Source organism: Corynebacterium riegelii, from assembly GCF_001263755.1.
In the GTDB taxonomy this organism is placed as follows: domain Bacteria; phylum Actinomycetota; class Actinomycetes; order Mycobacteriales; family Mycobacteriaceae; genus Corynebacterium; species Corynebacterium riegelii.
This window is the reverse complement of record NZ_CP012342.1, coordinates 423949-448760: the sequence shown is the minus strand read 5'-3', so window position 1 is coordinate 448760 and position 24812 is coordinate 423949. Positions and strand designations below refer to the sequence as shown.

The 24812-nt window shown below is 60.8% G+C and carries 25 protein-coding genes; 4 read left to right on the top strand and 21 right to left on the bottom strand.

The window, feature by feature from the left end; all coding sequences use genetic code 11:
* Positions 1 to 22 precede the first annotated feature (22 nt).
* From ispG to dxr, 3 genes are read right to left on the bottom strand one after another with little or no spacing between them, the layout of a single operon-like run.
* A complete protein-coding gene (gene ispG, locus AK829_RS02105) occupies positions 23 to 1186 on the bottom strand; it encodes a flavodoxin-dependent (E)-4-hydroxy-3-methylbut-2-enyl-diphosphate synthase (protein ID WP_052203828.1) in 1164 nt (387 codons plus the stop codon).
* Positions 1187 to 1196: 10 nt separating this feature from the next.
* The gene (locus AK829_RS02100; RefSeq protein WP_052203825.1) at positions 1197 to 2405 is read right to left on the bottom strand and encodes a M50 family metallopeptidase; all 1209 of its coding nucleotides are present in this window, start codon (positions 2403 to 2405) and stop codon (positions 1197 to 1199) included.
* Positions 2406 to 3602, bottom strand: a complete 1197-nt coding sequence (gene dxr / locus AK829_RS02095; protein WP_052203824.1) for a 1-deoxy-D-xylulose-5-phosphate reductoisomerase — start codon at positions 3600 to 3602, stop codon at positions 2406 to 2408.
* 150 nt (positions 3603 to 3752) lie between these two features.
* On the opposite strand from dxr, the gene AK829_RS02090 reads away from it, so the two are divergent.
* Positions 3753 to 4178, top strand: a complete 426-nt coding sequence (locus tag AK829_RS02090; RefSeq protein ID WP_052203822.1) for a DUF2631 domain-containing protein — start codon at positions 3753 to 3755, stop codon at positions 4176 to 4178.
* A 72-nt stretch (positions 4179 to 4250) separates the two neighbouring features.
* Here the strand turns inward: AK829_RS02090 and rlmN are convergent, their stop codons facing one another.
* The 3 genes from rlmN to frr all read right to left on the bottom strand — a co-directional run bounded on the left by rlmN (position 4251) and on the right by frr (position 6899).
* A complete protein-coding gene (gene rlmN, locus AK829_RS02085) occupies positions 4251 to 5354 on the bottom strand; it encodes a 23S rRNA (adenine(2503)-C(2))-methyltransferase RlmN (protein ID WP_101734432.1) in 1104 nt (367 codons plus the stop codon).
* A 68-nt stretch (positions 5355 to 5422) separates the two neighbouring features.
* A complete protein-coding gene (locus AK829_RS02080) occupies positions 5423 to 6328 on the bottom strand; it encodes a phosphatidate cytidylyltransferase (protein WP_052203818.1) in 906 nt (301 codons plus the stop codon).
* A 13-nt stretch (positions 6329 to 6341) separates the two neighbouring features.
* Complete coding sequence (frr, locus tag AK829_RS02075; protein ID WP_052203815.1) at positions 6342 to 6899, bottom strand: ribosome recycling factor; 558 nt, start codon at positions 6897 to 6899, stop codon at positions 6342 to 6344.
* 84 nt (positions 6900 to 6983) lie between these two features.
* Between frr and AK829_RS02070 the strand changes: the two genes are divergently transcribed.
* Positions 6984 to 8051, top strand: a complete 1068-nt coding sequence (locus AK829_RS02070) for an amidase family protein (protein WP_052203813.1) — start codon at positions 6984 to 6986, stop codon at positions 8049 to 8051.
* Here AK829_RS02070 and pyrH read toward each other — a convergent pair.
* The gene (gene pyrH, locus AK829_RS02065; RefSeq protein WP_052206331.1) at positions 8040 to 8723 is read right to left on the bottom strand and encodes a UMP kinase; all 684 of its coding nucleotides are present in this window, start codon (positions 8721 to 8723) and stop codon (positions 8040 to 8042) included. The genes AK829_RS02070 and pyrH overlap by 12 nt on opposite strands.
* A 120-nt stretch (positions 8724 to 8843) precedes the next feature.
* Between pyrH and AK829_RS02060 the strand changes: the two genes are divergently transcribed.
* A complete protein-coding gene (locus AK829_RS02060) occupies positions 8844 to 9263 on the top strand; it encodes a hypothetical protein (RefSeq protein WP_052203811.1) in 420 nt (139 codons plus the stop codon).
* A gap of 179 nt (positions 9264 to 9442) precedes the next feature.
* Here AK829_RS02060 and tsf read toward each other — a convergent pair whose 3' ends face one another.
* A complete protein-coding gene (gene tsf, locus AK829_RS02055) occupies positions 9443 to 10261 on the bottom strand; it encodes a translation elongation factor Ts (protein ID WP_052203809.1) in 819 nt (272 codons plus the stop codon).
* 225 nt (positions 10262 to 10486) lie between these two features.
* Positions 10487 to 11404, bottom strand: coding sequence for a 30S ribosomal protein S2 (gene rpsB, locus AK829_RS02050; RefSeq protein WP_052203808.1), 918 nt, complete (start codon positions 11402 to 11404; stop codon positions 10487 to 10489).
* Between the two features lie 310 nt (positions 11405 to 11714).
* Between rpsB and AK829_RS02045 the strand changes: the two genes are divergently transcribed.
* Positions 11715 to 12287: a M23 family metallopeptidase gene (locus AK829_RS02045; protein ID WP_083439710.1), complete on the top strand. Its 573-nt coding sequence runs from the start codon at positions 11715 to 11717 to the stop codon at positions 12285 to 12287.
* Here AK829_RS02045 and AK829_RS02040 read toward each other — a convergent pair.
* The 12 genes from AK829_RS02040 to rpsP all read right to left on the bottom strand — a co-directional run bounded on the left by AK829_RS02040 (position 12284) and on the right by rpsP (position 24669).
* On the bottom strand, positions 12284 to 13222 hold the full coding sequence (locus tag AK829_RS02040) for a tyrosine recombinase XerC (protein WP_052203806.1): 939 nt from the start codon (positions 13220 to 13222) through the stop codon (positions 12284 to 12286). The genes AK829_RS02045 and AK829_RS02040 overlap by 4 nt on opposite strands.
* Positions 13223 to 13252: 30 nt before the next feature.
* Positions 13253 to 14410 (bottom strand): DNA-processing protein DprA, encoded by a 1158-nt coding sequence (locus AK829_RS02035; protein ID WP_052203804.1) that lies wholly within the window; start codon positions 14408 to 14410, stop codon positions 13253 to 13255.
* Positions 14407 to 15969, bottom strand: coding sequence for a YifB family Mg chelatase-like AAA ATPase (locus tag AK829_RS02030; protein ID WP_052203802.1), 1563 nt, complete (start codon positions 15967 to 15969; stop codon positions 14407 to 14409). Before AK829_RS02030 ends, AK829_RS02035 begins: the two co-directional genes overlap by 4 nt.
* Positions 15956 to 16414 carry a YraN family protein gene (locus tag AK829_RS02025; RefSeq protein ID WP_083279082.1) on the bottom strand — a complete coding sequence of 153 codons (459 nt, stop codon included), beginning with the start codon at positions 16412 to 16414 and terminating at the stop codon, positions 15956 to 15958. The genes AK829_RS02030 and AK829_RS02025 overlap by 14 nt, the downstream gene beginning before the upstream one ends.
* Before the next feature lie 105 nt (positions 16415 to 16519).
* Positions 16520 to 16828, bottom strand: coding sequence for a DUF2469 domain-containing protein (locus tag AK829_RS02020; RefSeq protein ID WP_052203799.1), 309 nt, complete (start codon positions 16826 to 16828; stop codon positions 16520 to 16522).
* Positions 16829 to 17473: a ribonuclease HII gene (locus tag AK829_RS02015; protein ID WP_052206328.1), complete on the bottom strand. Its 645-nt coding sequence runs from the start codon at positions 17471 to 17473 to the stop codon at positions 16829 to 16831.
* A gap of 4 nt (positions 17474 to 17477) precedes the next feature.
* Positions 17478 to 18302 carry a signal peptidase I gene (gene lepB, locus AK829_RS02010; protein ID WP_083279081.1) on the bottom strand — a complete coding sequence of 275 codons (825 nt, stop codon included), beginning with the start codon at positions 18300 to 18302 and terminating at the stop codon, positions 17478 to 17480.
* Between the two features lie 406 nt (positions 18303 to 18708).
* On the bottom strand, positions 18709 to 19056 hold the full coding sequence (gene rplS / locus AK829_RS02005; RefSeq protein WP_052203798.1) for a 50S ribosomal protein L19: 348 nt from the start codon (positions 19054 to 19056) through the stop codon (positions 18709 to 18711).
* A 104-nt stretch (positions 19057 to 19160) separates the two neighbouring features.
* A complete protein-coding gene (locus tag AK829_RS02000) occupies positions 19161 to 21485 on the bottom strand; it encodes a Tex family protein (RefSeq protein ID WP_052203796.1) in 2325 nt (774 codons plus the stop codon).
* 101 nt (positions 21486 to 21586) lie between these two features.
* Positions 21587 to 22762 (bottom strand): tRNA (guanosine(37)-N1)-methyltransferase TrmD, encoded by a 1176-nt coding sequence (trmD, locus tag AK829_RS01995; protein ID WP_052203795.1) that lies wholly within the window; start codon positions 22760 to 22762, stop codon positions 21587 to 21589.
* The gene (gene rimM, locus AK829_RS01990) at positions 22755 to 23255 is read right to left on the bottom strand and encodes a ribosome maturation factor RimM (RefSeq protein ID WP_052203792.1); all 501 of its coding nucleotides are present in this window, start codon (positions 23253 to 23255) and stop codon (positions 22755 to 22757) included. The genes trmD and rimM overlap by 8 nt, the downstream gene beginning before the upstream one ends.
* Before the next feature lie 901 nt (positions 23256 to 24156).
* Entirely contained in the window at positions 24157 to 24669 is a 513-nt protein-coding gene (rpsP, locus tag AK829_RS01985; protein ID WP_052203790.1) for a 30S ribosomal protein S16, read from the bottom strand.
* Positions 24670 to 24812: the final 143 nt, after the last annotated feature.

Below are 24812 nucleotides of genomic sequence, written 5' to 3'. Positions count from 1 at the left end.
CCACAAACATGTCGGAACGCGTCTAGCGCGTAACCTTGACCTCCGCCTTAGCGCCGGCCACTTCCTCCAGGCCCTGCTCCTCAGCAATACGCAGCGCGTGCGCGATCAGAGTCTCCACGATCTTGGACTCCGGCACGGTTTCCACAACCTCACCCTTGACAAAGATCTGGCCCTTGCCGTTACCGGAAGCCACGCCGAGATCCGCGTCACGAGCCTCACCGGGGCCATTGACAACACAGCCCATCACGGCCACACGAAGCGGGAACTCCATGCCGTCAAGGCCTGCGGTGACCTCTTCAGCCAGCTTGTACACATCCACCTGGGCGCGGCCACAGGACGGGCAGGAGACAATCTCAAGCTTGCGCGGGCGCAGATTCAGCGACTGCAGAATCTGATCACCCACCTTGATCTCCTCCACCGGGTCTGCGGAGAGGGAGACACGGATCGTGTCGCCGATACCCTGCGACAGCAGCGCACCGAACGCCACGGAAGACTTGATCGTGCCCATGAACTTCGGGCCTGCCTCCGTCACACCAAGGTGCAGCGGGTAGTCCGTCTTCTCTGCCAGCTGACGGTAGGCCTCCACCATCAGCACCGGGTCAGAGTGCTTCACAGAGATCGCAATATCGCCGTAGCCGTGTTCCTCGAACAAGCCGGCCTCCCAAATCGCGGACTCCACCAACGCCTCCGGGGTGGCCTTGCCGTACTTCTCCAGTAGACGCTTGTCCAGGGAGCCACCGTTGACGCCAATACGGATCGGGATACCTGCATCCCCCGCAGCCTTAGCCACTTCCTTGACGCGGCCATCAAACTCTTTGATGTTGCCCGGGTTCACACGCACTGCGGCGCAGCCCGCATCGATGGCGGCGAAGATGTACTTCGGCTGGAAGTGAATATCTGCAATCACCGGGATCGGCGACTTTGCAGCAATCGCCGGCAACGCTTCCGCGTCCACCGTCTTCGGGCAAGCGACACGAACAATGTCACAACCCGCGGTGGCCAGCTGCGCGATCTGCTGCAGCGTGGCGTTAATGTCATGCGTCTTTGTCGTGGTCATGGACTGCACCGTGATCGGGTGGTCCGACCCAACACCTACCCCACCAACCATCAGCTGACGCGTCTTGCGGCGCGGCGCCAACGTCGGCGGCGGGCCTTCTGGAATACCTAAACCGATGGGGAGATTCATGCGGTTTACCTTAGCCCAAAAGCTTCACGGGGTTCACCACGTCCGCCGCCATAACAAGCACACCAACCACCAAAAGCAGCCCTGCGATTGTGTAGGTCAACGGCATGAGCTTTTCGTAGTTCGCCGGCGGGCCAGGTGGCAGGCCACGCAGGCGCCGGAAGAAGTCCCGGATCTTCTCGTAGAAAATCACCGCGATATGCCCACCATCCAAAGGCGGCAGCGGCACCAGGTTAAACAGCGCGAGGAAGAAGTTCAGGCTGGCCAGCATCAGGAAGAACACCGGCCACAGGCTGTTTGCCGCAAGCTCGCCACCGGTACGCGACGCGCCGATGACACTGATTGGGCCCTCCACGTCACGCTCCGCACCGAATACGGATGCCACAACACCCGGGATCTTGCCCGGAAACGCAATCAAACCATCAACGGTGGCGCCCAACATCTCACCGGTGAACTTCGCGGTAGCCGGGACTGCCTCAAGCGGTCCGAAGCGCTTCATCGCATCCGGCACCGGTGCCAGGCCCACACCGATTGCGCCAGCTTCTACCTCCTGGCCAGTCTGCGGGTTTAAGCGCTTGACCGCCTGGACCTCCACTGCGAAGTCCTTATGCTCGCCGTTTCGCTCAACCGTGACGTCCACGGTCTCACCTGGGCGAGTCATCACGTAATCACGCAACTGCGCAAACGCAGTGATCGCTTCACCGTCTACCGCAACCAACGCATCGCCTGAGCGCAACCCCGCCGCGTACGCAGGGCCGCGCCCAGTACACGGCGCAAGCGTTTGCTCATCCACCTGATCCGACGTACACGTCAGCTCACCAACCCGTGGCGTGCGGTCCGCGTACGGGTTAGGAATCCCCGACATCGTGGCCACCATATAGATGATTACCACGCCGATCAGCAGGTTCATCACAATCCCGCCAATCATGACGATTACCCGCTGCCACCACGGCTTATTCACCATGGCGTGCGGCGCTTCATCCTCCGTCACCGGATCCAGCGCCGTCATGCCCGCGATGTCGCAAAAGCCACCAAACGGCAGTGCAGCAATGCCGTACTCAGTGTGCCCGCGCTTCGTCGACCATACCGTCGGGCCAAACCCAATGAAATACCGGCGCACCCGCATGCCAAAGGCACGCGCCGTAAACATGTGCCCCGCCTCATGCAGCGCAATCGACACCGCAATACCCAGCGCGAACAGCACTATGCCAAGCGCGCCCACCTACGCATCCGCCTTCGCGCCAGCGGCGATTGTTGCAATCACCTCGGCAGCCAAACTGCGCGCACGCGCGTCCGCCTCCAAAACGGCTTCGACGGTGGTTGGGGGTTGGGGGTGGTTGCCGTCAGCGTCGAAAAGCGAAAGCACCTGCGCCACCACATCAACAATGTGCGGAAACGCGATGCGTCCGGCGAAGAACGCATCCACTGCAACCTCATTCGCCGCGTTGTACACAGCCGGGTAGGGCTCGCCGCGCTTCACCGACTCACGCGCAAGCTCCACCGCCGGGAACGCCTCGGCATCCAAGGGTTCGAAGGTCCACGTGTGCGCCTGGGCGAAATCGAGTGCGGGCTGGGCTTTTGCTACACGACGCGGCCACGCCAACGCATGCGCAATCGGCATCTTCATCGACGGCGGGGAGGCCTGCGCGATCGAGGCACCATCCACAAACGTGACCATGGAGTGGATGACGGATTGGGGGTGCACGGTGACATCAATAATGTCCGGATCGATCCCGAACAACATCGCCGCCTCAATCAGCTCAAGGCCTTTGTTGACCATGGTTGCTGAGTTGATCGTGTTCATCGTGCCCATGGACCACGTCGGGTGTGTCACAGCCTCCTGCGGGGTCACCCCCATCATCTGCTCACGCGTGCGGCCGCGGAAGGGCCCACCAGAAGCCGTGAGTACGAAACGAGCAACATCCTCCGGGTGGCCTGCGCGCAGGCACTGCGCCATCGCCGAGTGCTCCGAATCCACCGGCACCAGCTGGCCCTCGCGTGCCTTGTCCAGCACCAGCGAGCCACCGGCAACGAGAGATTCCTTGTTAGCCAACGCCAGCACCGCGCCGGTCTCCAACGCCGCGAGCGTTGAACTGAGCCCCGCCGCGCCCACAAGCGCGTTGAGCACCACGTCTGCTTCGTGCTTCTTAATAAGTTCGCGTGCAGCTTCCTTGCCCGAGATCACTTCCCCGCCAAGCGCCTCACTGACCTGTTGCGCAGCGTCTTCTCGCTGCACGGCAACCTGATCGGGTGCAAGGCCATGCGTACGTGCCTGGTCAATGATCGCCTGCGGTTGACTTCCCGCAGCCGCGATACCCGCGACTACGAAATCAGCAGGGTTAGCCTCAATAACCTCAAGCGCCTGCGTACCAATAGAGCCTGTTGAACCCAGAATCAGAATGCGTCTCACACCCGCCATTGTTCCAGTCTGCTCCACAAGCGGTAAAACTTTCGGACGTTTAGGGGGTATTCACTCGCAAACTGGCAAGCCCATGTGAAAGAATGGTGCCAATACTGTTGCAAATAGTTCCAATTGTTTTCCAATTGTTCAGCATGAAGGAGTTTGGCTGTGGCCAACCACGCTCTCGACAACGCACCTCAGGTGTACAACGGCGTATCTGAGGCAGATGTCCCATCCGCCCGCTTTGGCTGGAGCGAAGCCGGCAACGGCATCATCCAGGTCGCAGGCTGGATTTCCGTCATCGCCCTGGTTGGGTTCAACTTTGGTAACCACGAGGGTCACGTAGAGACCATCTGGCTTGTCACCCTCGCAGTGGTCATCGCACTTGGTTTGATTCTTCTGGCAACCCAGCCGAAGCTGAACCAGGTACGCACCGTCACCGCGCACAACAAGCCGGTTGGCCACCAGGAGCCGGACTGGGCATACGACCAGAAGACGCTCTCCGGTGTCTACGCCGATCTTGGTGAGCGTGAGCTGCGCGCCCTCAACATCGACCCGGCTCGCGTTGCACACCTGCGTGCACCGCAGTACTAGTTCCCAGCACTAGTACGAAGCTAGATATAAAAAACCCGGCCTTACGTGGCCGGGTTTTGTCGTTGCTGGTGCTTAACCCGCCTTCTCGTCTGCTGCCAACTGGCCACAGGCCGCGGCAATCTCCTGGCCCTTGGTGTCGCGCACCGTACACGTCACGCCCTGGGCAATCACGCGGCGCACAAACTCTTCTTGGCGGTCCTTCGGGGACGCATCCCACTTCGATCCCGGTGTCGGGTTCAACGGAATCAGGTTCACGTGCACCTTGGGGCCGAGGGCCTTGTGCAGCTTCTGCCCCAACATGTCAGCGCGGAAGTTGTGGTCATTGATGTCACGGATCAGCGCGTACTCGATGGACACGCGGCGACCCGACTTATCGGCGTAGTAACGCGCGGCGTCCAACACCTCGGACACAGGCCAGCGGTTGTTCATCGGCACCAACTCATCGCGCAGCTCATCATCCGGCGTGTGCAGGGAGACGGCGAGGGTGCAGGACAACCCTTCGTCTGCAAGCATGCGGATCTGCGGCGCCAACCCCACCGTGGATACCGTGACGTTGCGCTGCGAAATACCGAACCCCTCTGGCGACGGCTGCGTGATCTGGCGCACCGCAGACACCACACGCTTGTAGTTGGCCAGCGGCTCCCCCATCCCCATAAACACAATGTTGGACAGGCGCGAGCCTTCCTCCTGCATCATTGCTGCCGCAACGCGCACCTGATCCACAATTTCTGCGGTAGACAGGTTACGGTCCAACCCACCCTGGCCCGTGGCACAGAACGGACACGCCATGCCGCAGCCCGCCTGGGAAGAAATACACAGCGTGGCGCGGTCCGGGTAGCGCATAAGCACGGACTCCAGCAGGATGCCGTCGTGCAGACGCCACAGTGTTTTCGTGGTGTCCCCGTTGTCGGTTTCCACCTTGCGCACTGGGGTTAGCAGCGTTGGAAACAGCGCGTCTTTCACCGCCTGGCGCTGCGCTTCCGGCAGGTCCGTCATAGTCAACGGATCAGCTTCGAACTTGCCGTAGTAGTGGCGCGCGATCTGATCGGCGCGGAACTTGGGCAGGCCAAGCTCCTTCAGCGCATCAATGCGCTCTTCTTTATTCAGGTCCGCGAAGTGCTTCGGCGGCATGCCGCGCTTGGGCGCCAGCAGGTTGATCTGGGGAACATCGCTCATAATGCGCCCCATTGTTGCACGTCAAGCCCACTTCAGGCGAATTAAAGCAGTCCTTGGACCAGAAAAAGCTAGAACGGGTTGAGCAGCACCGCGGCGTTCAGCAAAGCGTAGGTGGCGCACGCGGCTGGCAGCATGCCGTCCAAACGGTCCATCAGGCCACCGTGGCCGGGCAGCAGGTTGGACATGTCTTTAATGCCAAGCTCACGCTTGAACTGGCTTTCCACCAAGTCACCCATGGTTGCGCACACCACCAGGGCCGCACCCATGACAAGACCCAGCCACCACGGGCCGTGGATCAAGAAATGCACAACTAGCAAGCCAGTGATCATGCCGAAGACCATGGAGCCGGCAAAGCCTTCCCAGCTCTTGTTCGGGCTGACCGCCGGGGCCATCGGGTGGGTGCCAAACATCACGCCGGCGGCGTAGCCACCAACGTCAGACGCCACCACGCACAACATGAACGCGATGATGAAGCGGGATCCCGGAATGCCGCCCTCATCAATCAACGAGATCATCGCAGCGAAAGAACCAAACAGCGGGATCCACGTCAGCACAAAAATGCCAACGGAAGTATCGCGCAGGTAGTTTTCCGGGTTGGCGCTGCGGCTCAAGCGCCCTGTGGCATCAGTGCTAGGCCCACTGGTGTGGAAAAACAGGCGCCAGAACATCAAAAACAGCACAGAGATGGCAAACGCCGCAACTAAGCCGCCACTGGCGTAGAACGCCGAGGACCACAGCATGATCTGGCCCAAAATGATCAGCAGCGTGCGCGGCTGCTGGTAGCCCGCCTCACGCAGCCGCGTAAGCACCTCCCACATGGCGAAGGCAACAGCCACCGCCACCAGTGGGTACCACGCCATAGGGCCAACCAACACCGCTGCAATGACCACCGCGCCCAGGATCACGCCTGTGGTGATCGCAGCGCCCAGGTTGCGCCCCGCCTTATTCTTCGGCTTGGGGGCGTGGATGTGCATAGACACTTGAGGTTTAGACCTCCATCAACTCGGTTTCCTTCTTGGAAACCAAATCATCAATCTGTGCAACGTAGCCCTGCGTGGTCTTGTCCAGAGCCTTCTCAGCGGTCTGCACGTCGTCCTCGCCTGCGTCGCCGTCCTTCTGGATCTTCTTCAGGGACTCCATGCCCTGGCGGCGCACGTTACGGATGGCAACCTTGCCCTCCTCACCTTTCTGCTTGGCCTGCTTGACCAGGTCCTTGCGGCGCTCCTCCGTCAGCTGCGGGATAGTCACGCGGATCACATGACCATCATCCGTCGGATTGACGCCCAGGTCGGAGTTACGGATCGCGTCCTCAATCTCGCGCATAGTGGACGGGTCGAACGGCTTGATGATGAGCATGCGCGGCTCCGGCACCGAAACCGTTGCCATCTGGTTGATCGGCGTCGGCGCGCCGTAGAAGTCCGCCATAACGCCGTTGAACATGGCCGGGTTCGCACGTCCGGTGCGGATGGAAGCCAGCTCGCCGCGGGTGTGCTCCACCGAAGCGGTCATTTTCTCTTCGGCGTTTAGCAGCACGTCATCAATCATGGGTCAGTTCCTACCTTCATGGTCGTTTGAAAAACGTAACGCCCCCAAATCTACCAGCGCACCCCCGGCCTACACTTGCACACCATGCACCACCCAGCGTTTGCGTCCATCGCCAACACCCCAATCCGTGGCACCCACGGCGCTCGATTGGACGGATGGTCCATCCCCATCAAGTCATCCACCCCGGTTGTGGGGCTTCCTACTATCGACGGCTCACCGCACCGCACCTCCACCCCAACCGACCACGACCCGTTTGTTGCTTGGCTGTTGCGCCAGGGTGCGAGCGTGCCGGCAACCACACTGAGCTCAGAGTTAGGCGCAACGTGCTACGCGGAGCGCCCCGATATGCCCGTGTTGGAATCCCCGGCGTATCCCGGCTGCACCCCCGGTGGGTCTTCTACGGGTGCAGGTGTGGCGGTGGCGCTGGGTTTAAGCCGGGCAGCGCACGGCACGGATGCGGGTGGTTCGATTCGCGTTCCCGCCGCGGCATGCAACGTGGTCGGCTTCAAACTGGGTGGCAAATCGCTGTCGGCGCACGGGATGCTGACCACCACCGTCAAAGACCAGATGGAGATCTTCGGGTGGACGCCTCCCCCGCCACGGCGCTTACGCATCGGTGTGCTGACCCGCGGCATCTTCGCTGACCCGCAGGTGCAATCCTGGCGTTTGGATGCCGTGGATGAGGCCGCAGGTGTGCTCGACCGCTACCACGAAGTGGTGGCAATTGATCCGTACCCCGAGTCACGCGAAACCTACAGGCATTTCGGCACCATCATTAAGTCCTCGTTCACCAACGCCGAGCCACTAGACAGCGACTACATTAGCTGGCTGCACGAGGAAGCACTTGCCCTAAGCCCTGAAGCCCGCGCCAACGCCTCCACCCATGTAGGCGTATTGCCGGAGCTGCTCGCACGCACTTGGGACGTAGACGTCGTGCTCTGCCCCACCCTTGCATTCGACCCGCCAAAACTCGGCACGTTTTCCGACATGAGCCCTGAAGACAGCTTCGAAGCCCAAACCGGCTGGTCCCCCTGGTGTTCGGTGTTCAACATGCTGAAAACCCCCGCGATCGCCTTGGGGCCCGTCCACTTGGGCGCCCTCAACGTCACGGGGGCTGAGCTGCTTGAGCTCGCGGCGTTATTACGCGACTAGCGTGCCTACCTGCTCACCGGCAACCGCACGTGCAATGTTGCCTTCCTGCAGCAGGTTGAACACCAGGATCGGCATGTTGTTGTCCATGCACAGGCTAAACGCCGTAGCGTCTGCAACCTTCAGACCCTGCTCAATGACCTCGCGCGGGGTGATCTCAGAAAACAACTGCGCATTCGGGTTCTCCCGCGGATCAGCGTCATACACACCATCCACAGCCTTGGCCATCAGCAGCACCTCGCAGCCGATCTCCAGCGCGCGCTGTGCTGCAGTGGTGTCCGTGGAGAAGTACGGCATACCCATACCAGCGCCGAAGATGACCACGCGGCCCTTCTCCAGGTGGCGGGATGCACGCAGCGGCAGGTATGGCTCAGCCACCTGCGCCATGTTGATGGCAGTCTGCACACGGCAGTCCACGCCCTCCTGCTGCAAGAAGTCCTGCAACGCCAGGCAGTTCATCACCGTGCCCAGCATGCCCATGTAGTCCGAACGTGCACGGTCCATGCCACGCTGCTGCAGCTGCGCGCCGCGGAAGAAGTTACCGCCACCAATCACAACCGCAACCTCAGTGCCACCACGGGCAACCTCTGCAATCTGCTTGGCCACACTTTCAACCACGTCAGGGTCAATACCAACCTTGCCGCCGCCGAACATTTCACCACCCAGCTTCAGCATCACTCGCTTGTAGCCTGTGCGCACAGGTGCCGTGGCTTCGGTCACGTTTGTCAACTCCTTTGAAAAGGGGGTCAGATACACTCGGCGACAATCTTACGCTGCCAGATCAAAAGGACCCAGATGCGCGCCAAACTCACCGCTACCGCACTCTCCTGTTTGCTGCTAACAGCCTGCGGCACACATGATTACCAACACGCGCTGCAGGACGCACTGTCAAAACACGGGGGTGACGCTTCTGTCACGCTGCACATCAGCGACGTTTATCCCAACGCAACGCAAGTCCTCCTTGTTTGCCCGTACGCGGGCCAGACGGCAAATGACATGCTTGGCCGTCACGTGTTTCGCAATTATGAGGACGCCAACGACGCCACCAATTGGGTGCTCGTCCAAAAACCCAACGGCAAAGTGTCAAAAATTGCCATGGAACGATCCCAGGTCGACTTGTGTGGAGGCGACGCCGAGGCAGTGTTAGCGCTGAACCCAGATGGACAGCTGGTGTTTGAGGCCCGGGATGGGGTGTGGGCGCTGAGACGTCGATAAGCAAAAAGCCCCAAGCGAGCCTAGGACGCTTACGGCTGCAGCAATTCCCAAATTGCTGCATTCCAGACCCCATACCCCCAGGTGGCGACATCATCTCCCCGGATTGCCTCATTGCGCAACGCCCCCACACAAGCAAAAAGCCCCAGGCGAACCTGGGGCACATGCTGGGATGCTAAGGCTTAAGCCTGGCCAACCTCGAAGCGAACGAAGTCGGTGATCTCAATGCCAGCCTCATCAGCGATCTGCTTGACGGTCTTCTTGGAGTCAACCAGGGACGGCTGATCCAGCAGGACAACGTCCTTGAAGAAGCCACCCATGCGGCCCTCAACGATCTTGGCAATAGCAGCCTCCGGCTTGCCCTCGTTGCGGGTGATCTCCTCCTGAACCGCACGCTCCTTCTCAATCACGTCAGCCGGGACGGACTCCTGGTTGAGGTAACGAGCCTTCATAGCAGCGATCTGCAGCGCAACCTGGTGAGCAGCCTCAGCGTTGTCACCGGTGTAAGCAACCAGCACACCAACAGCCGGCGGCAGGTCCGCAGCCTTCTGGTGCAGGTACTTCGCAACATTGTCGCCCTCAACGGTGGCAGCGCGGCGCAGCTCCAGCTTCTCGCCGATCTTGGCGGACATGCGCTCGAGCACCTCGTGCGCAGTCTCACCGTTGACGTCAGCCTTAGCCAGCTCCTCCTGGGAGTTAGCCTTCACCGCAGCGGCAGCCTCAGCGATCTGATCAGCCAGGTCCTTGAACTCCTGGTTCTTAGCCACGAAGTCGGTCTCAGAGTTGATCTCAACGATGGTGTTGCCGGAAACAGCAACCAGGCCCTCGAGAGCGTTGCGCTCAGCGCGCTTGCCCACGTCCTTCGCACCCTTGATGCGCAGGGCCTCAACGGCCTTCTCAAAGTCGCCGCCAGCCTCTTCCAGGGCCTTCTTGCAGTCCAGCATGCCGGAGCCAGTGGTCTCACGAAGCTTCTTTACGTCTGCAGCAGTGTAGTTCGCCATGTGGCGATTCCTCCTCTAAATCGGGGAAAGGTGTTTAACGTTAGAAAGATTAGCCGAACTGTGTTTGTTCGGCAGCGAAGGGTCCGGAGGGGCAAGGCGCGTGCCGCACCCAACCGGAATTGACACCCGTCACTTACGCACGAAATCCCCGCGCACAATGCGTACGCGGGGATCCCTCATGCGGCACACGCGGTGTGCGTCACGGCAAAACTATGCCTTGCCAGACTATGCCTTGTCAGCTTCAGCCTGCTCAGCAGCGCGGACAGCTGCCGGCTGCTCAACCTCTGCAACTTCCTGCGGAGCAGCGGTCTCTGCGGCAACAGCGGCCTTAGCGGCATCAGCTGCGGAAACCTCGTCAGATGCAGCAGCCTGTGCGGCAGCCTCAGCAGCCTCAGCCTGCATCTTCGCATCGGTGTCGCCTGCAGCATCACGTGCGGCAGCCAGCTGGCGCTCCTCGCGCTGCTTCTTGCCCTCGATGACAGCCTCGCCCACAACGTGGGTGAGCAGCATCACAGCGCCGATAGCGTCGTCGTTGCCCGGGATCGGGAAGTCAACCTCGTCCGGATCGCAGTTGGTGTCCAGGATGGCAACAACCGGGATGCGCAGCTTCTTCGCCTCGGAGATGGCGATGTGCTCCTTGTTGGTGTCCACAATCCACAGTGCGGACGGAGCCTTGGTCATCTCGGAGATGCCGCCGAGGACGCGCTCCAGCTTGGTGCGCTCACGGTTAAGCATCAGGACTTCCTTCTTGCCGCGGCCTGCGTAGCCGTTCTCGGCTGCGTCCATTGCCTGCAGTTCCTTCATGCGGGCAATACGCTTGGACACGGTCTGGAAGTTGGTGAGCATGCCACCGAGCCAACGGTGGGTGACGTACGGCATGCCAACGCGCTCAGCCTCTTCGCGGATCGGCTCCTGCGCCTGCTTCTTGGTGCCAACGAACAGGATGGTGCCGCCGTGTGCGACGGTCTCCTTCACAAACTCGTAAGCCTCATCGATGTAGGTCAGCGACTGCTGCAGATCGATGATGTAGATGCCGTTGCGGTCGGTGAAGATGAAGCGACGCATCTTCGGGTTCCAGCGACGAGTCTGGTGGCCAAAGTGCACACCAGCGTCGAGGAGTTCGCGCATGGTTACAACTGCCATGGGAATGATCTCCTTCGGAGAAAAGTAGTTTCGGTTTACGTACGTGGTCAGCGTTGTGCGGGTTTTTATCCCGCACCCTGGCACCGGACTAGCCCTGCACCCCTTGACGAGGGACCGTTGCTGAGCTGGCCTTATTCGGCGCGCGAAGTCAATCTTGTTACAGACTGCCCGCATAACAATACTCACGTGCTGCGCAATTACCTAATTGAGCTGCAGCATCCGGTGGCATCGACTCCCTCGCCGAGTGCCCCGTCCATAAAGTCTTAAGAAACCACTAGCGCGCACGGCAGTTTTGTGGTGAGGTATCTGCATGGGGATTACGGGGATTTCTTTCAAGCATTCTGGTCACATTTCTACGCGTGCAACACTCACCGCATGGGCGGTCGCACTCGCTTGCATTTGCAGCCAGCCGTATGCCACAGCCTGGGTGGATCCGACAACCGGCAAGGACTACGCCACCCGCGTGACACGTCCGGCGGATATTCCGAAGCGCAATTGGCTGCCCGGCCACCGCGGTGTTGACCTGTACTTGCAGCCCGGCGCGCCGGTGTTGGCGGCGGAGGCTGGCACGGTGGCGTTTGTGGGCAGTGTGGCAGGCACACCAATCGTGTCGGTGGATCATGCGCCGTCGGCGAGGTTTCCGGAGGGGATTCGCACGACGTATCAGCCGGTGCGTGCCAGTGTTGCGGTTGGTGATGAGGTTGCTGAGGGCCAAGTCATTGGGGTTTTGGCGCGTGCAACGAGCCGCTTTGCCGGTGAGCACGATGGGTTGCATTGGGGTGCGAAGACGGGGCCGGATACCTACATTGATCCGTTGACGTTGTTGGAGCCGCCGAAGATTCGGCTCAAGCCGGTGGAGCGCACAGCACGGGTTAGGCGCTAGGCGCGTGGGTGGGCTTGGTCGTAGACGTTTTTGAGCCGCTGTGCGGATACGTGTGTGTAGATCTGGGTGGTTTGCAGGCTGGCGTGCCCGAGGAGTTCTTGCACCACGCGTAGGTCTGCCCCGCCTTCAAGCAGGTGTGTGGCAGCGGAGTGGCGTAGGGAGTGCGGCGTAATGTCACTTGCACCTGCGTTGTCTGCGGCGCGTTCCACCACCCGGCGTACCTGCCGCTGGTCAATGCGTTTGCCTCGACTGCCCACGAACAGCGCATCACCCGCATCCTTGTGTGCAAGCTCGGCGCGCCCGTGGTTGAGCCAGTCGCGCACTGCCCGGCTTGCTTGGTCCCCGAACGGCACCATGCGTTGCTTGTTGCCCTTGCCTGTGACTTTGGCCAGGCCCCTATTGAGGTCCACATCGCCTACGTCCAGCCCGGTGAGCTCGCCGACACGCATGCCGGTGGCATAGAGCAGCTCCAGCATCGCCGCATCTCTCAGCGCTTCAGGGGCTTTTTGCTTATCGACGCCCCCGCCATCGCCCCCAACGCCCTCCCCCCGATCCTGCTGTTCCACCTGTTCCACCTGTTCCAGCATGGTCGCTGCTGTCTCTGCGCGCAGTACAGCCGGCAGCGGGCGTGTGATCTTCGGCGTGACCAGGCGCGCCGCCACATCCGTGTCAATGTGGCCTTGTTTGTACGCCCACGTAGAGAACGCGCGTACGGCTGCAGTGCGCCGGGCCAGGGTGGAGCGGGCTTTGCCTTGCGCGACGGCGTCCGCAAGCCACAAGCGCAGATTGTCCAGCGTGAACTGCGCAAACGTGTCAATCCGGCCCTGCAGCAGCGCTAAGTCTGCGCGGTAGCCGCGGACGGTGTTTGCGGAGCGGCCCTGCACAAGCGTGGCGTATTCCGCGAAATCCTCTACCGCGGCTTGGAGTTGACTCATGTAACGGCAGTGTAGTCACTTAGTGCCTCGTCACTTCTTGTCAAGCTCAACCCGGCGCCACAGGCGGCGTTCCCTGCGAACAAGGTTGCGGCTTTCCAGCTCCATGAGCAGGTGCACCGTCAGTCCCACTGCCATGCCGGCTACTTCGGCCACTTGCTCGGCGGTTCTCGCACCAACGGACGGCAACGGCAGCGAGTCATAGACCTGCAACTCATTGCGCGACAGGCGCTGGATGGGTGTTGGCTCATAGAGATCGTCCAACTTCAGCTGCATGTCTTCTTCACCAACCGTGCTGAGCAGCTCATGGATGTGGTCGGCGCTTAAGACCATGGTGGCTTGCTCCTTCGCAATGGCCAGGTTGGTGCCTAAGCAGGCTTTCTCCATGATGGAGCCCGGCACCGCCATCGCCTGCCGGTTAAAGGTGTGAAGCCAGTTCAAGGTGTTTAATGCCCCGGAGCGATAGCCCGCCTCCACCACCACGCTGCCTTGCGACAACGCTGCGATCAGCCGGTTTCGCGTCAGGAACCGATGCCTATCAGGGGTAACACCCGGTGGGTATTCGCTGATCATGGCGCCGCCCTGGCTGGTCACGCGCTGAAACAGGCGCTCGTTTGGCCGCGGGTAGGTCACCCCGGCGCCAAAGGCCGTAATCACCACGGTTGGCGTCGCATTCGCAAGGGCCGTGTCATGCGCCACCGTATCCACGCCTGCGGCCCCGCCAGAGACAATCGTGTACTGGTGTTTCGCAAGACCGGCTACCAGGTTCGCGGTTGCCTTTTGTCCCTCGTGGCTCGGCGCGCGCGTACCAACCACACCAACGGACTGCGCAAACAACGCTGGCAGGTTCTGCTGCCCTTTCACCCACAACGCGTGCGGCGGGCACGCGCCTTTCTCAAGCGCCGTCAGCGTGTCAAAGCTTGCTGAAATCGCAGTACTTGGCCAGTTCGGCGAATCGGGCGTGATCAGGCTAAAGCCGAGATCCGCAGCCTTGGCCAGGTCCTCTTCGGGCACTGACCGCGCGTACCTGGCTTCCGTGGCGCCTGCCAAGCCTCCTAGCCAGCTCGCCCGTGTGCGCACACCGTTGGCAATTTCATCGGCGTCCCGCCCGGCGCGCAACAGGGCCTGGAGGTGCTGGTTGGGCCCCTCAATTACGCGTGAGAGGTACGCCCATGAGGTCAACGCGCTCATGCCGCCACCTCCTCACGCTGGGTCTTGCGCAGCGCCACCGCCCGGTAGATGTGGTCGATGTGTGGGCACGGCTCGTGTTCAAGATCGGCCATGGTCCAGGCGAGCTTGAGCACCCGATCCACGCCTCGTTGGGTCAGCTCGTCGTTCCTGAGCATGTGCTCAATCGTTGCTGCGGAGGATTCATCTGGCGGGAAATGTCGGCGGATCACGGTAGCGTCCATCGCCGCGTTGGTGGTGGCTTCATAGCCCGCCTTGGTCCAGCGGTACGCTGCACGTTCACGTGCTTCCATCACCCGCGCCAGGATTGCGGACGACGGCTCCGCCCCTTCCGGACTCAACACCGCCGACTGCGCTGTAGTGGTCAAGAAAATATCCAACCTGTCCCGCAACGGCCCCGAGATATTGGACAGGTGGTTCCTGCGCTGCAGCGGCGTGCACCCACATTTTTGAATATCCATCCCGCAAGGACACGGGTTGGCAGCCAGGATCAGCTGGAAATCCGCCGGATACTCCACGTTTCGGCGCTCACGCCTGTGCACCACCTTGCGTTTTTCCAGCGGGATGCGCAGCGAATCCAGCACGTGCGCCGAAATCTCCGACGCCTCATCCAAAAACAGCACCCCGTTGTGCGCCTGGCTCACCGCCCCCGGCGCCGGCACGCCCGATCCCCCACCGATGAGCCCAAATCTGCTTATCGACGGATGCGGTGCCACAAACGGCCGCCTCCCCACAATCTCCCCGCGGCTGACCCCTGCCGCCGAATGCAGAGCCGTGGTCTCAATCTGCTCATCAATACTCAACGGCGGCAGAATCGATGGCAAACGCTCCGCCAGCATCGACTTGCCTGAACCCGGCGGGCCAACCATCAGCATGTGGTGCCCGCCAGCAGCGGCGATCTCCATCGCTTCGCGCTCCAGAAGCTGACCCGCCACATCCGCAAAATCCGGCACGTGGGTGGTCTGCGGGTCAGCCGGTGCTGACGCTGCAGCGCGATCGGCAGCGTCGATAGCGGTGTCTAAGAACTCCTCCGCGCACAGCCAACGCCACACCTGCGTGAGGTTGTCCGCCACCAACACATGCTTGCGTTTGAGCAGCGCTGCCTCTTGCGCATTGGCACGCGGCACCACCACAACGTCGAAGTCATTGCCGGTACCTTCCGCGCGCGAGCGCTGCGCGTGCAGCAACATCGGCAAGATGCCCTCCACCCGACGCAGCGTGCCGTCGAGCGCAAGCTCGCCCATAAACACCGTGCGCGCCAGCACCGGATGCAGCTCCGGCTCTCCACTTGCCGCAACCCCAAGCGCAATCGGCAAATCAAAATGGCTGCCCGCTTTACGCAGGTGCGCTGGTGACAGCGACACCATGATCTTTGAGCGCGGCCACGGCAACCCAGAATTCGCAATAGCCGTGCGGATACGGTCACGCGACTCACGCACCGCTGCATCCCCCAGACCCACCATGTACATCCCGGGCAGGCCCGGCCCCACATTGGCCTCCACCGTCACCATGTGCGCACGAAGCCCCTCCACGGTGGCCGTCAGCGTTCTAGCAAGCGCCATCATCAACCCCCTCGAAGCGGCACACCACATAGGAGTTGCCGTTGAAAAGGACCTCGCAGACGTCGAAACGCACCTGCGAACCACCGCCATTCGGGGAACGATCCAGCCACTCTGCTGCGCACCGGCGCATCGTGGCCAGCTTTTTGGCAGTCACCGCCTCCGCCCCGCCGTACTCACCGCTACGCCGAGACTTCACCTCCAAAAACACAATCGTGCCGTCAGGCGCACGCAACACCGCGTCCAACTCCCCAGCACGACACCGCACCCGCTTGTTGTACAGCGAGTACCCATACTGCTCATACAGGCCAACCGCCACATTCTCACCGGCGACACCCAGCGCGTAACGGTCGGCCACCTCGCTATCCGGGTGCCCCGTCACCTGCGTAGTCTCACCACGCAACGTCAACGGAAAATGCGAAAGCGTGGCGGATCGATGGTTAGACATAAACGTCCCCCCTTATGGTTTCAGTTCTGAAATAGGTATTCACACGAAGCAACGCGAAACGTTGCCCCTACCCACTTAGACTGACCAAACCCCCCTTCGGTTCCCTTAACGGTCCGGGAACGTCAAATCCGGCTTATCCAGCTCCTCAATATTGACATCCTTATACGTAATCACACGCACATAACGCACAAAGCGCACCGCACGGTACATGTCCCACACCCAGCAGTCAGACATACGCACCTCGTAGTAGACATCATTGCCCTCAGTGTGCGGGATCAGCTGCACGGCATTCGCAAGGTAAAAACGACGCTCCGTCTCCACCACATACGAAAACTGGCTCGCCACATCGCGGTACTCACGGTACAGCGACAGCTCCACCTCGGACTCATAATTGTCCAGCTCTTCGGCGCTCATCTACCGCACAACCCCTTTGTAAAACTCATCGGCTTCACGGACGTTGGCATAACTATAACGGTGCTGCGCACTCGCACCGTGGCGGCGCACCGCAGCCATATGCGCCGCAGTTGAATACCCCTTATGGCCAGCCAAGCCATACTCCGGAAACTGCTCCGCCATCTCCACAATCAACGCGTCCCGAGACACCTTCGCCAACACACTCGCCGCCGCAATACACCTCGCCGCAGCATCCCCTCCCACCACCGGCAACTGCGGCACGCCAAGACCCGGGATACGAAACCCGTCCATCAGCACATATTTGGGCGCAGGATCAAGCCCTGCCACCGCACGGCGAGCCCCATCCAAGTTCGCCGCCTGAATACCTCGACGGTCAATGTCCGCCGCCGGCACGTGCACGATGGAAAAGGCGGTGGCGGAGTTAACGATGGCGTCGAAAAGCAACCGGCGCCTACGCTCCGTCAACTTCTTCGAATCATCCAACCCCTCAAGCTCAGGCAACGGACGCGTGGGCAACATACACGCCGCAATAGTCACCGGGCCGAAACACGCACCGCGCCCCGCCTCATCAACACCTGCGACGGGACCAAACCCAACCTTGTCCAGCGCCACCTCATAGGTGCGCAACTGCTTCAGGCGGCGCACCACACTAACGCTGAATATCCGGGTCGTCCACACCACCCAGACGACTCAACGGGAAGACCACCGCAGACACCTTGCCACGGAAATTCTCCCGCGGAATCGTCCCCTGCAGCTCATCACCCATATGCGCACGCGAATCCAGCGAATTCGTCCGGTTATCACCCATCATGAAGTAATGGCCCTCAGGCACCGTCAGCGGGCCGAAAAAATCACCACCGCAAGCTTCCGAACCCGTCGTAGTGTCCACCGGATACGTCGGCGGATTAAGCACATACGACTGATCAATCGGCGAACCATCCACCATCACCGCCGGATCCCCCGCCTGGCAGCTCACCGTCTGACCACCCTCAGCAATAATGCGCTTCACCAGAGTGTTCTCATCCTTGGGCACCAGACCGACCCAGCTGCCAACCTCCTGCATACCGCGGATGAACGTGTTGTTGGAACGATTCGACACAAACCCGGTATTCCAACTGTCAGTGCCCTTAAACACCACCACATCCCCCGGCTCCGGGTCACTGAAGTAGTAGCTGACTTTCTGCACCAAAATGCGATCACCCGAACCGCTCTCACCGTGCAACGTCGGCTCCATCGACGCCGACGGAATCACATACAAACGCCCCAAAAACGTCTGAATGACAAACATCAATGACAACGTCAAGATCACAACCGCGGGGATCTCGATGTACCACGGGGTCTGCTTGGGCGCTTGGGTTTCTTCTTGGGTGGTTTCTTGGGTGGTTTCTTGGGTGGTTTCCGCCTGCGCTGGCTCCCCCGGCCAGTGGGTTTCATGCTCGGTGCGGACCGGATCATTCGGTGTAGTCACCCGCATCACCCTACACGCTGTCTGGCGCTTTTCGGATGTCGCTGAAAATGATCGCGAAATCTTTCAGCGTCCTGCGGTTTTCAAGTCACATCCGTAACATATCGAAATGTTTGCAATGAGGCTGGTGTGGCGAGTGGGGTTAACGCTGGTCAACGGCTTGCGACATTGAGAAGGAGACGCTTGGCCGGGATGGCGTTTTGTAAGCGACCCCGGGGTCGTTTACAAAACCCCAGGTGGCAACTTTCACTTCCGTAACAAACGGCCTTGTTTACAATGAGGCGCATGTGACTGATGGGGTTAACGCAGGTCAGCACCCCAAACACCCCAGCACCCCACCAAACGAAAAACACCCCGCCGCCAACCAACGTTGACAACGGGGTGCAAGGAAAGGGGCCAGTAAGGGCCCTGCTGCCTAGCGGCGCTCCTTGATGCGGGCAGCCTTGCCACGCAGGTCGCGCATGTAGTACAGCTTCGCGCGGCGAACCTTGCCGCGGCGAACGACCTCGATCTTCTCAATGTTCGGGGAGTGAACCGGGAAGGTACGCTCAACGCCGATACCGAAGGAAATCTTGCGGACGGTGAAGGTCTCGCGGATGCCGCCACCCTGGCGACGCACCACAAAACCGGTGAAGACCTGGGTACGGGTTACGTTGCCCTCGATAACCTTGACGTGCACGTCAAGGGTGTCGCCGGGGCGGAAGTTCGGGATGTCGTCGCGCAGCTGACCTGCGTCGACCAGATCGATGATGCCGTTGCTCATGGCAGCATTCCTTTACTTTTACGGACAGAGGAACCTAGCGGCCACGAAGGCTCGACCGGTTCGTATCGTGTACAACAACTCGAAACATGTTACATATCGCCCGGTCAGTTACCAAATCCGGCACGCTTGAGGGCATCGGCCATCGACCCGCCTTGAGCTCCCTTTGCTTGTCGACGCCCACGTCCCCCACCCCGACCGCCCTGACCACCATGACCGCCCTTGCCAGAGTTCTTACCTGCCTGCTGGCGCGCTTGCTTGCCGGGTTTGGCGGTGGAGGGGTTGGCGGGGTCGTCGTTAAGCCGAAGCGAAAGGCCGATGCGGTTGCGAGCAACGTCTACATCCATGACCTTGACTTTGACTACCTGGCCGGAGCGGACAACGTCGTGCGGGTCAGAAACGAAGCGGTCGCTCATCGCGGAGACGTGCACGAGGCCGTCTTGGTGAACGCCGACATCCACAAACGCGCCGAAGGCAGCGACGTTGGTCACGGTGCCCTCTAGGATCATGCCGGGTTTGAGGTCTTTGACTTCGTTGACGCCTTCTTTGAAGGTGGCGGTCTTGAACTCCGGGCGTGGGTCGCGGCCGGGTTTGTCCAGCTCGGCGATGATGTCGGTCACCGTTGGCACGCCAAAGGTGTCATCGGCGAAGTCTGCCGGGGCAAGCTTGGTCAGCACTGCGGTGTTGCCAATCAGCTGTGTGGTGTCCAGGCCGGTTACAGACGCGATGCGCTCAACCACCGGGTAGGCCTCCGGGTGCACGGCGGAGGCGTCCAGAGGGTCCGTCCCGCCTTGGATGCGCAGGAAGCCCGCAGCCTGCTCAAACGCCTTCGGCCCCAGACGTGGCACCTTGCCCAACTCCTTGCGGGTGGTGAAGCTGCCGTGCTCGTCGCGGTAGGCCACGATGTTCTTCGCCACCGTGCCCGAAAGACCTGCAACGCGCTCAAGCAGCGGCGCGGAGGCAGTGTTGACGTCCACACCGACGGAGTTCACCGCATCCTCCACCACCGCGTCCAGCATTTGGGCCAGGGCGGTCTGGTTCACGTCGTGCTGGTACTGGCCAACGCCGATAGACTTCGGATCCACCTTCACCAGTTCCGCCAGCGGGTCCTGCAAGCGGCGCCCGATGGAGACCGCGGAGCGCAGCGAGACGTCCATCTCCGGGAACTCCTCTGCTGCGATCTCGCTTGCGGAGTAGACAGAGGCGCCAGACTCACTGACCACCACAGGCGTTGGGCGTGTGCCGCCGGCCTTGGCAATCATGTCCGCCACCTCGCCGGCAAGTTTCTCCGACTCACGCGAGGCGGTGCCGTTGCCCACGGCGATCAGCTCCACACCGTGCTCTGCGGCCAGGGACGCGAGCTCTGCGCGCGAAGCATCCCAACGGTTCTGCGGCTGGTGCGGGTAGACAATCGTGGTTGCCAGTACCTTGCCGGTGCCGTCCACAACCGCGCACTTCACGCCGTTGCGGTACCCCGGGTCCAGCGCCAAGGTGACGCGCTGGCCGGCAGGAGCCGCCAGCAGTACGTCACGCAGGTTCGTCTTGAACACCTCCAGTGCGCCCTCTTCGGCTTTTTCTTTGAGACGCATACGCGCATCCACATTCGCCGAAATCTGCAACTTGGTGCGCCACCCCCAACGCACGGCCTTGGCCAACCACTCGGAGTCCTTCACCGGCAGGTTGAAACGCTGCGCGATCATGCCCTCGTAGACGGACTCATCGCCGGGGTCGAGATCCAGGGTGAGCACGCCTTCGTTCTCCCCGCGCAACAGCGCCAGAATTCGGTGGCTAGGCAGCTTGGCAAAGTCTTCAGAAAAGTCGAAGTAGTCCGCAAACTTCGCGCCTTCCTGTTCTTTGCCTTCCACAACAGTTGCGCGCATGGTGCCCTCGGCGTAGACGCGGTCACGCACCGCACCTACCAGGTCAGCGTCGGTGGCGAAGCGGTCCACCAAGATCGCACGTGCGCCGTCAAGCGCGGACTTTGCATCCGGGAAGCCTTCGCAGAGGAACCCTTCGGAGGCGGTTTCGGGGTTGGTCGTTGGCTCGTCGATAAGTAATTGTGCAAGCGGCTCAAGCCCTGCCTCGCGCGCGATGTCCGCTTTGGTCTTGCGGCGCTTCTTGTACGGCAGGTACAAGTCCTCCACGCGCGCCTTCGTATCGGCCGCAAGGATGTCGCGCTTGAGCTCATCGGCCAGCTTGCCCTGCTCATCAATACTGGCCAGCACTGCCTCTTTGCGCTCGGCCAACTCCACCAGGTACGTGTTGCGCTCCTCGATGTGGCGCAACTGCGCATCATCCAAACCGCCGGTGACTTCCTTGCGGTAGCGCGAAATAAACGGAACCGTGTTGCCCTCCGTCAAAAGGCGAAGCGCCGCCTCCACTTGGGAGGGGCGCACGTGAATTTCTGTCGCGATTGTTGCTGCGATAGTCATTCGCCGAAGTTTAGCGTGACCCCTTTTACAGCAACGCCTGGGCCAACAGGGAGCCGACAACACACGAGGTGAACACTGTGCTCGAACACTGCGGTCGTGATTTATACCACGCGCGTCGAGCCGTACCAGTCCGCTCCCCTGGGCAGCGCTGCTACCACAGCTTTGGTCGCCTCCACCGGCTCAAGCGCCGTGCGCCCACGAACCGTCAGTTTCACCAACGGCTCCAGACACGGCCTGCCCTCACGGCGCTCATACTCGGTCTCCAGCATGGACGGCCCGAAGCACACATCCGTACCTCGCTCCACAGCCTTAATGGATTCCACCCGGTAGCCTGCCTTCTTCAGCGCTCGGCGCATGTGCTTTTCAACGCCACGCCGCCACCCCAACACATCCAACTCCGTCACCACGTCCTGGGCGTAAAGCATGAAACGATCTTCATCGCTCAACCGCGCAGTCTCAAGCAATTCCGGGCGTACCGCACTCGTGCGTTTCAGCGACTGCTCGCGGCGCCACTGCTCCACCTTGGCGTGATCGCCTGAAGTCAACACCGCCGGCGCTTCAATGCCACGCCACACCCGCGGTTTGGTGTAGCTAGGCCCTTCCAACAAGCCGTCAGAAAAGCTGTCATCTTCATGGCTTTCGGTATTGCCCAGCACGCCGGGGATCAGGCGGGTGACCGCCTCTGCAATCACCAACACGGCCACTTCCCCGCCGATAAGTACGTAATCCCCAATAGACACTTCGCGTACGCGGTAGCGCTTCGCTGCGTCTTCAAACACGCGCTGATCAATGCCTTCGTAGCGCCCGCAGGCAAACACGATATGTTTTTCGCGCGACCAGGCCTGTGCGTCCGCCTGGGTAAACGGTGTGCCGGCAGGGGTGGGAACCAAGAGCAACGGCTTCGTCGCGTCCTCTTCCGAGGCGTCTTCGGCCTTTGCGTATGGACGCGGCGCTACCTCCGCCACGTCATCATGGCGAAGCTTGTCATTTCGGTGTTGGACCGCCGTCTCCAAGTCAGCACCGACGCGGCCCTGCGCAACGCTGTCGAGTGCGGGCCCCCACACCTGCGGCTTCATCACCATGCCGGGGCCACCACCAAGTGGCGGCGAATCTACAGACTTGTGGTTTCCCGTAGCCCAGTCACGTAGATCGTGCACGCCAACAGTCAAAATCCCCTGCTCAATCGCCTTGCCCAACAGTGCATGGCGCAAAGGTTCGAGATACTCGGGGAAAATCGTGATGACGTCTAAACGCAGCTTGTGATCCTGATTAGACATCAAGCAAGCCCTCGGGCGGGGTGATCTCCAGATACCCCTCATCCAGGTCGATCACTGGCACGAACTCCATCACAAACGGCACGAGCACTTCCTTGCCTTTGTAATCAATCTCCAGAATCTTGCGATTCGGCGCATCCATAACGCCGGTAACTTCGCCGACCTCGTTGCCGTCGTGGTGAACCTTCAGCCCGATGAGCTCATGGTTGTAGTACTCATCAGAGTCTTCTTCGCGCTCAAGCGGCTTCGCGAAGAACTTCATACCCCGCAAACTATCTGCCAAGGTACGGTCCGGGACTTCCTCGAAGCTGACCAAAAGACGCCGCTGGTGCGGGCGAACCGTCTTCACTGTCAGCTGTATTTCTTTGCCTGTCTGCCGACCCGTGAGCACTTCCCCAACCACAATGTGGTCCTCGGATTCGTCTGCCAGCAACTCAACGGCAACCTCGCCACGAACCCCGTGGGATTTCACCACCCTGCCGATAAGCATTTCCATGGGGGATAAGGCTACCAGCGACAGATGCGGCTACTACCCCAGCCTGCGTCCAACTTCCAGGATGTCCCCTTGACCAACTATCTGAGGGAACTCTCTCGCGGCCCCGTCCTCTCCCACCATCATTTCGCCTACTGGGCGAATGAGCGGTTCATACCCCCTTGGTTCCAATGGTGGGCAAGATTACACTTGCCATTAAATTAGTCAATGCAATCCCCCCCACCAGCTCGCAGCTGTCACATCCGACTATCGCGGAGAAGCTGATAAGTGAAGTACCCATTCAACAACTTCACTGTCTACACAAACGCTAGATCGGCATACGGGAACGGAGAATAAATTATGTCTAACAAGCTAGTTTTCGCCGCTATCTTCATCGGCGTTTTCGTTCTAACCGGCTTCCTTCTAGTTACGCTAATAGCTCTAGCCACAGCGAATGTAGGAGTTGTCGAATTCCTAATCGTCGCTACCGTATCAGGAGTTGTTGCATTTATCTCGGCTCGACACGGTAGAAATGTCAAGGCGAGAAGAGATACGCGCGATTAGTGAAGTAATAATGGCACTGTCCATGAGCCGAATTATCTTTCCAGGTTCCCGCAACTGACTAGTTCGAGGCCTGGGGGCAATTGGAAATGCGCGGCGGTTTTTCTCCAACTGCGAGCTACACCGTGGGAAACTCCCGCTGCGGTGGGTTAAAGGCCTTGCCGAATCGCAGCGCATCAGCGCCGACACTTCCGCATCGTCCCAGCCACAGTCATCCGCGCGGGAGCACGCAGCCGATGACGCGGACTTGGTCTCCGCCGTGCTGGCCGCGCGGGCGTTCGGGATAGCGTGCGGGAAGCCTTAGAAAAGCAGGAAAGCCCGCACACCACATGGGTGCACGGGCTCTTAGTGTGGAGAGATAGTTCTACTCCGCGCTCTCCTCAGCCGGAGCCTCTTCAGCGGACTCCTCAGCCTCAGCCTCAGCCTCAGCAGCCTCAGCGGCGGCGGCAGCCTCGGCCTCAGCAGCAGCCTTTGCCTCTGCGTCTTCCTTAGCCTTCTTGCGCTTCTCGGTGATGGCCTCAGCGGTCGGGCCGTTGTTGGCCTCCTCGAGCGCCTTGTTGAACAGGTCGAGCTTGGACGGCTTCTCCTCAGCAACCTTCAGGGTGCCCTCTGCACCCTCAAGGCCCTTGAACTTCTGCCAGTCACCGGTGACCTTCAGCAGCTGCAGAACCGGCTCGGTCGGCTGTGCGCCAACGCCCAGCCAGTACTGTGCACGCTCAGAGTCAATGCGGATGAGCGACGGCTCTTCCTTCGGGTGGTAGATGCCGATGTTCTCGATGTAACGGCCATCGCGGCGGGTACGTGCATCAGCGATAACAACGCGGTACTGCGGGTTACGGATCTTACCCATACGCTGCAGCTTGATCTTTACAGCCATGATTCTTCCTTCAAGGTCACTGGGCAGTGCAGGCACTCGCCGCTTTTCGACGAGCCGGTTCAGCCCCTGGTTTTCCCTGCGCGTGACTGGCCGGGCGGACGTATCCGGATCACGGCTCTGACGCAGGACTTGAAAGATTGTAA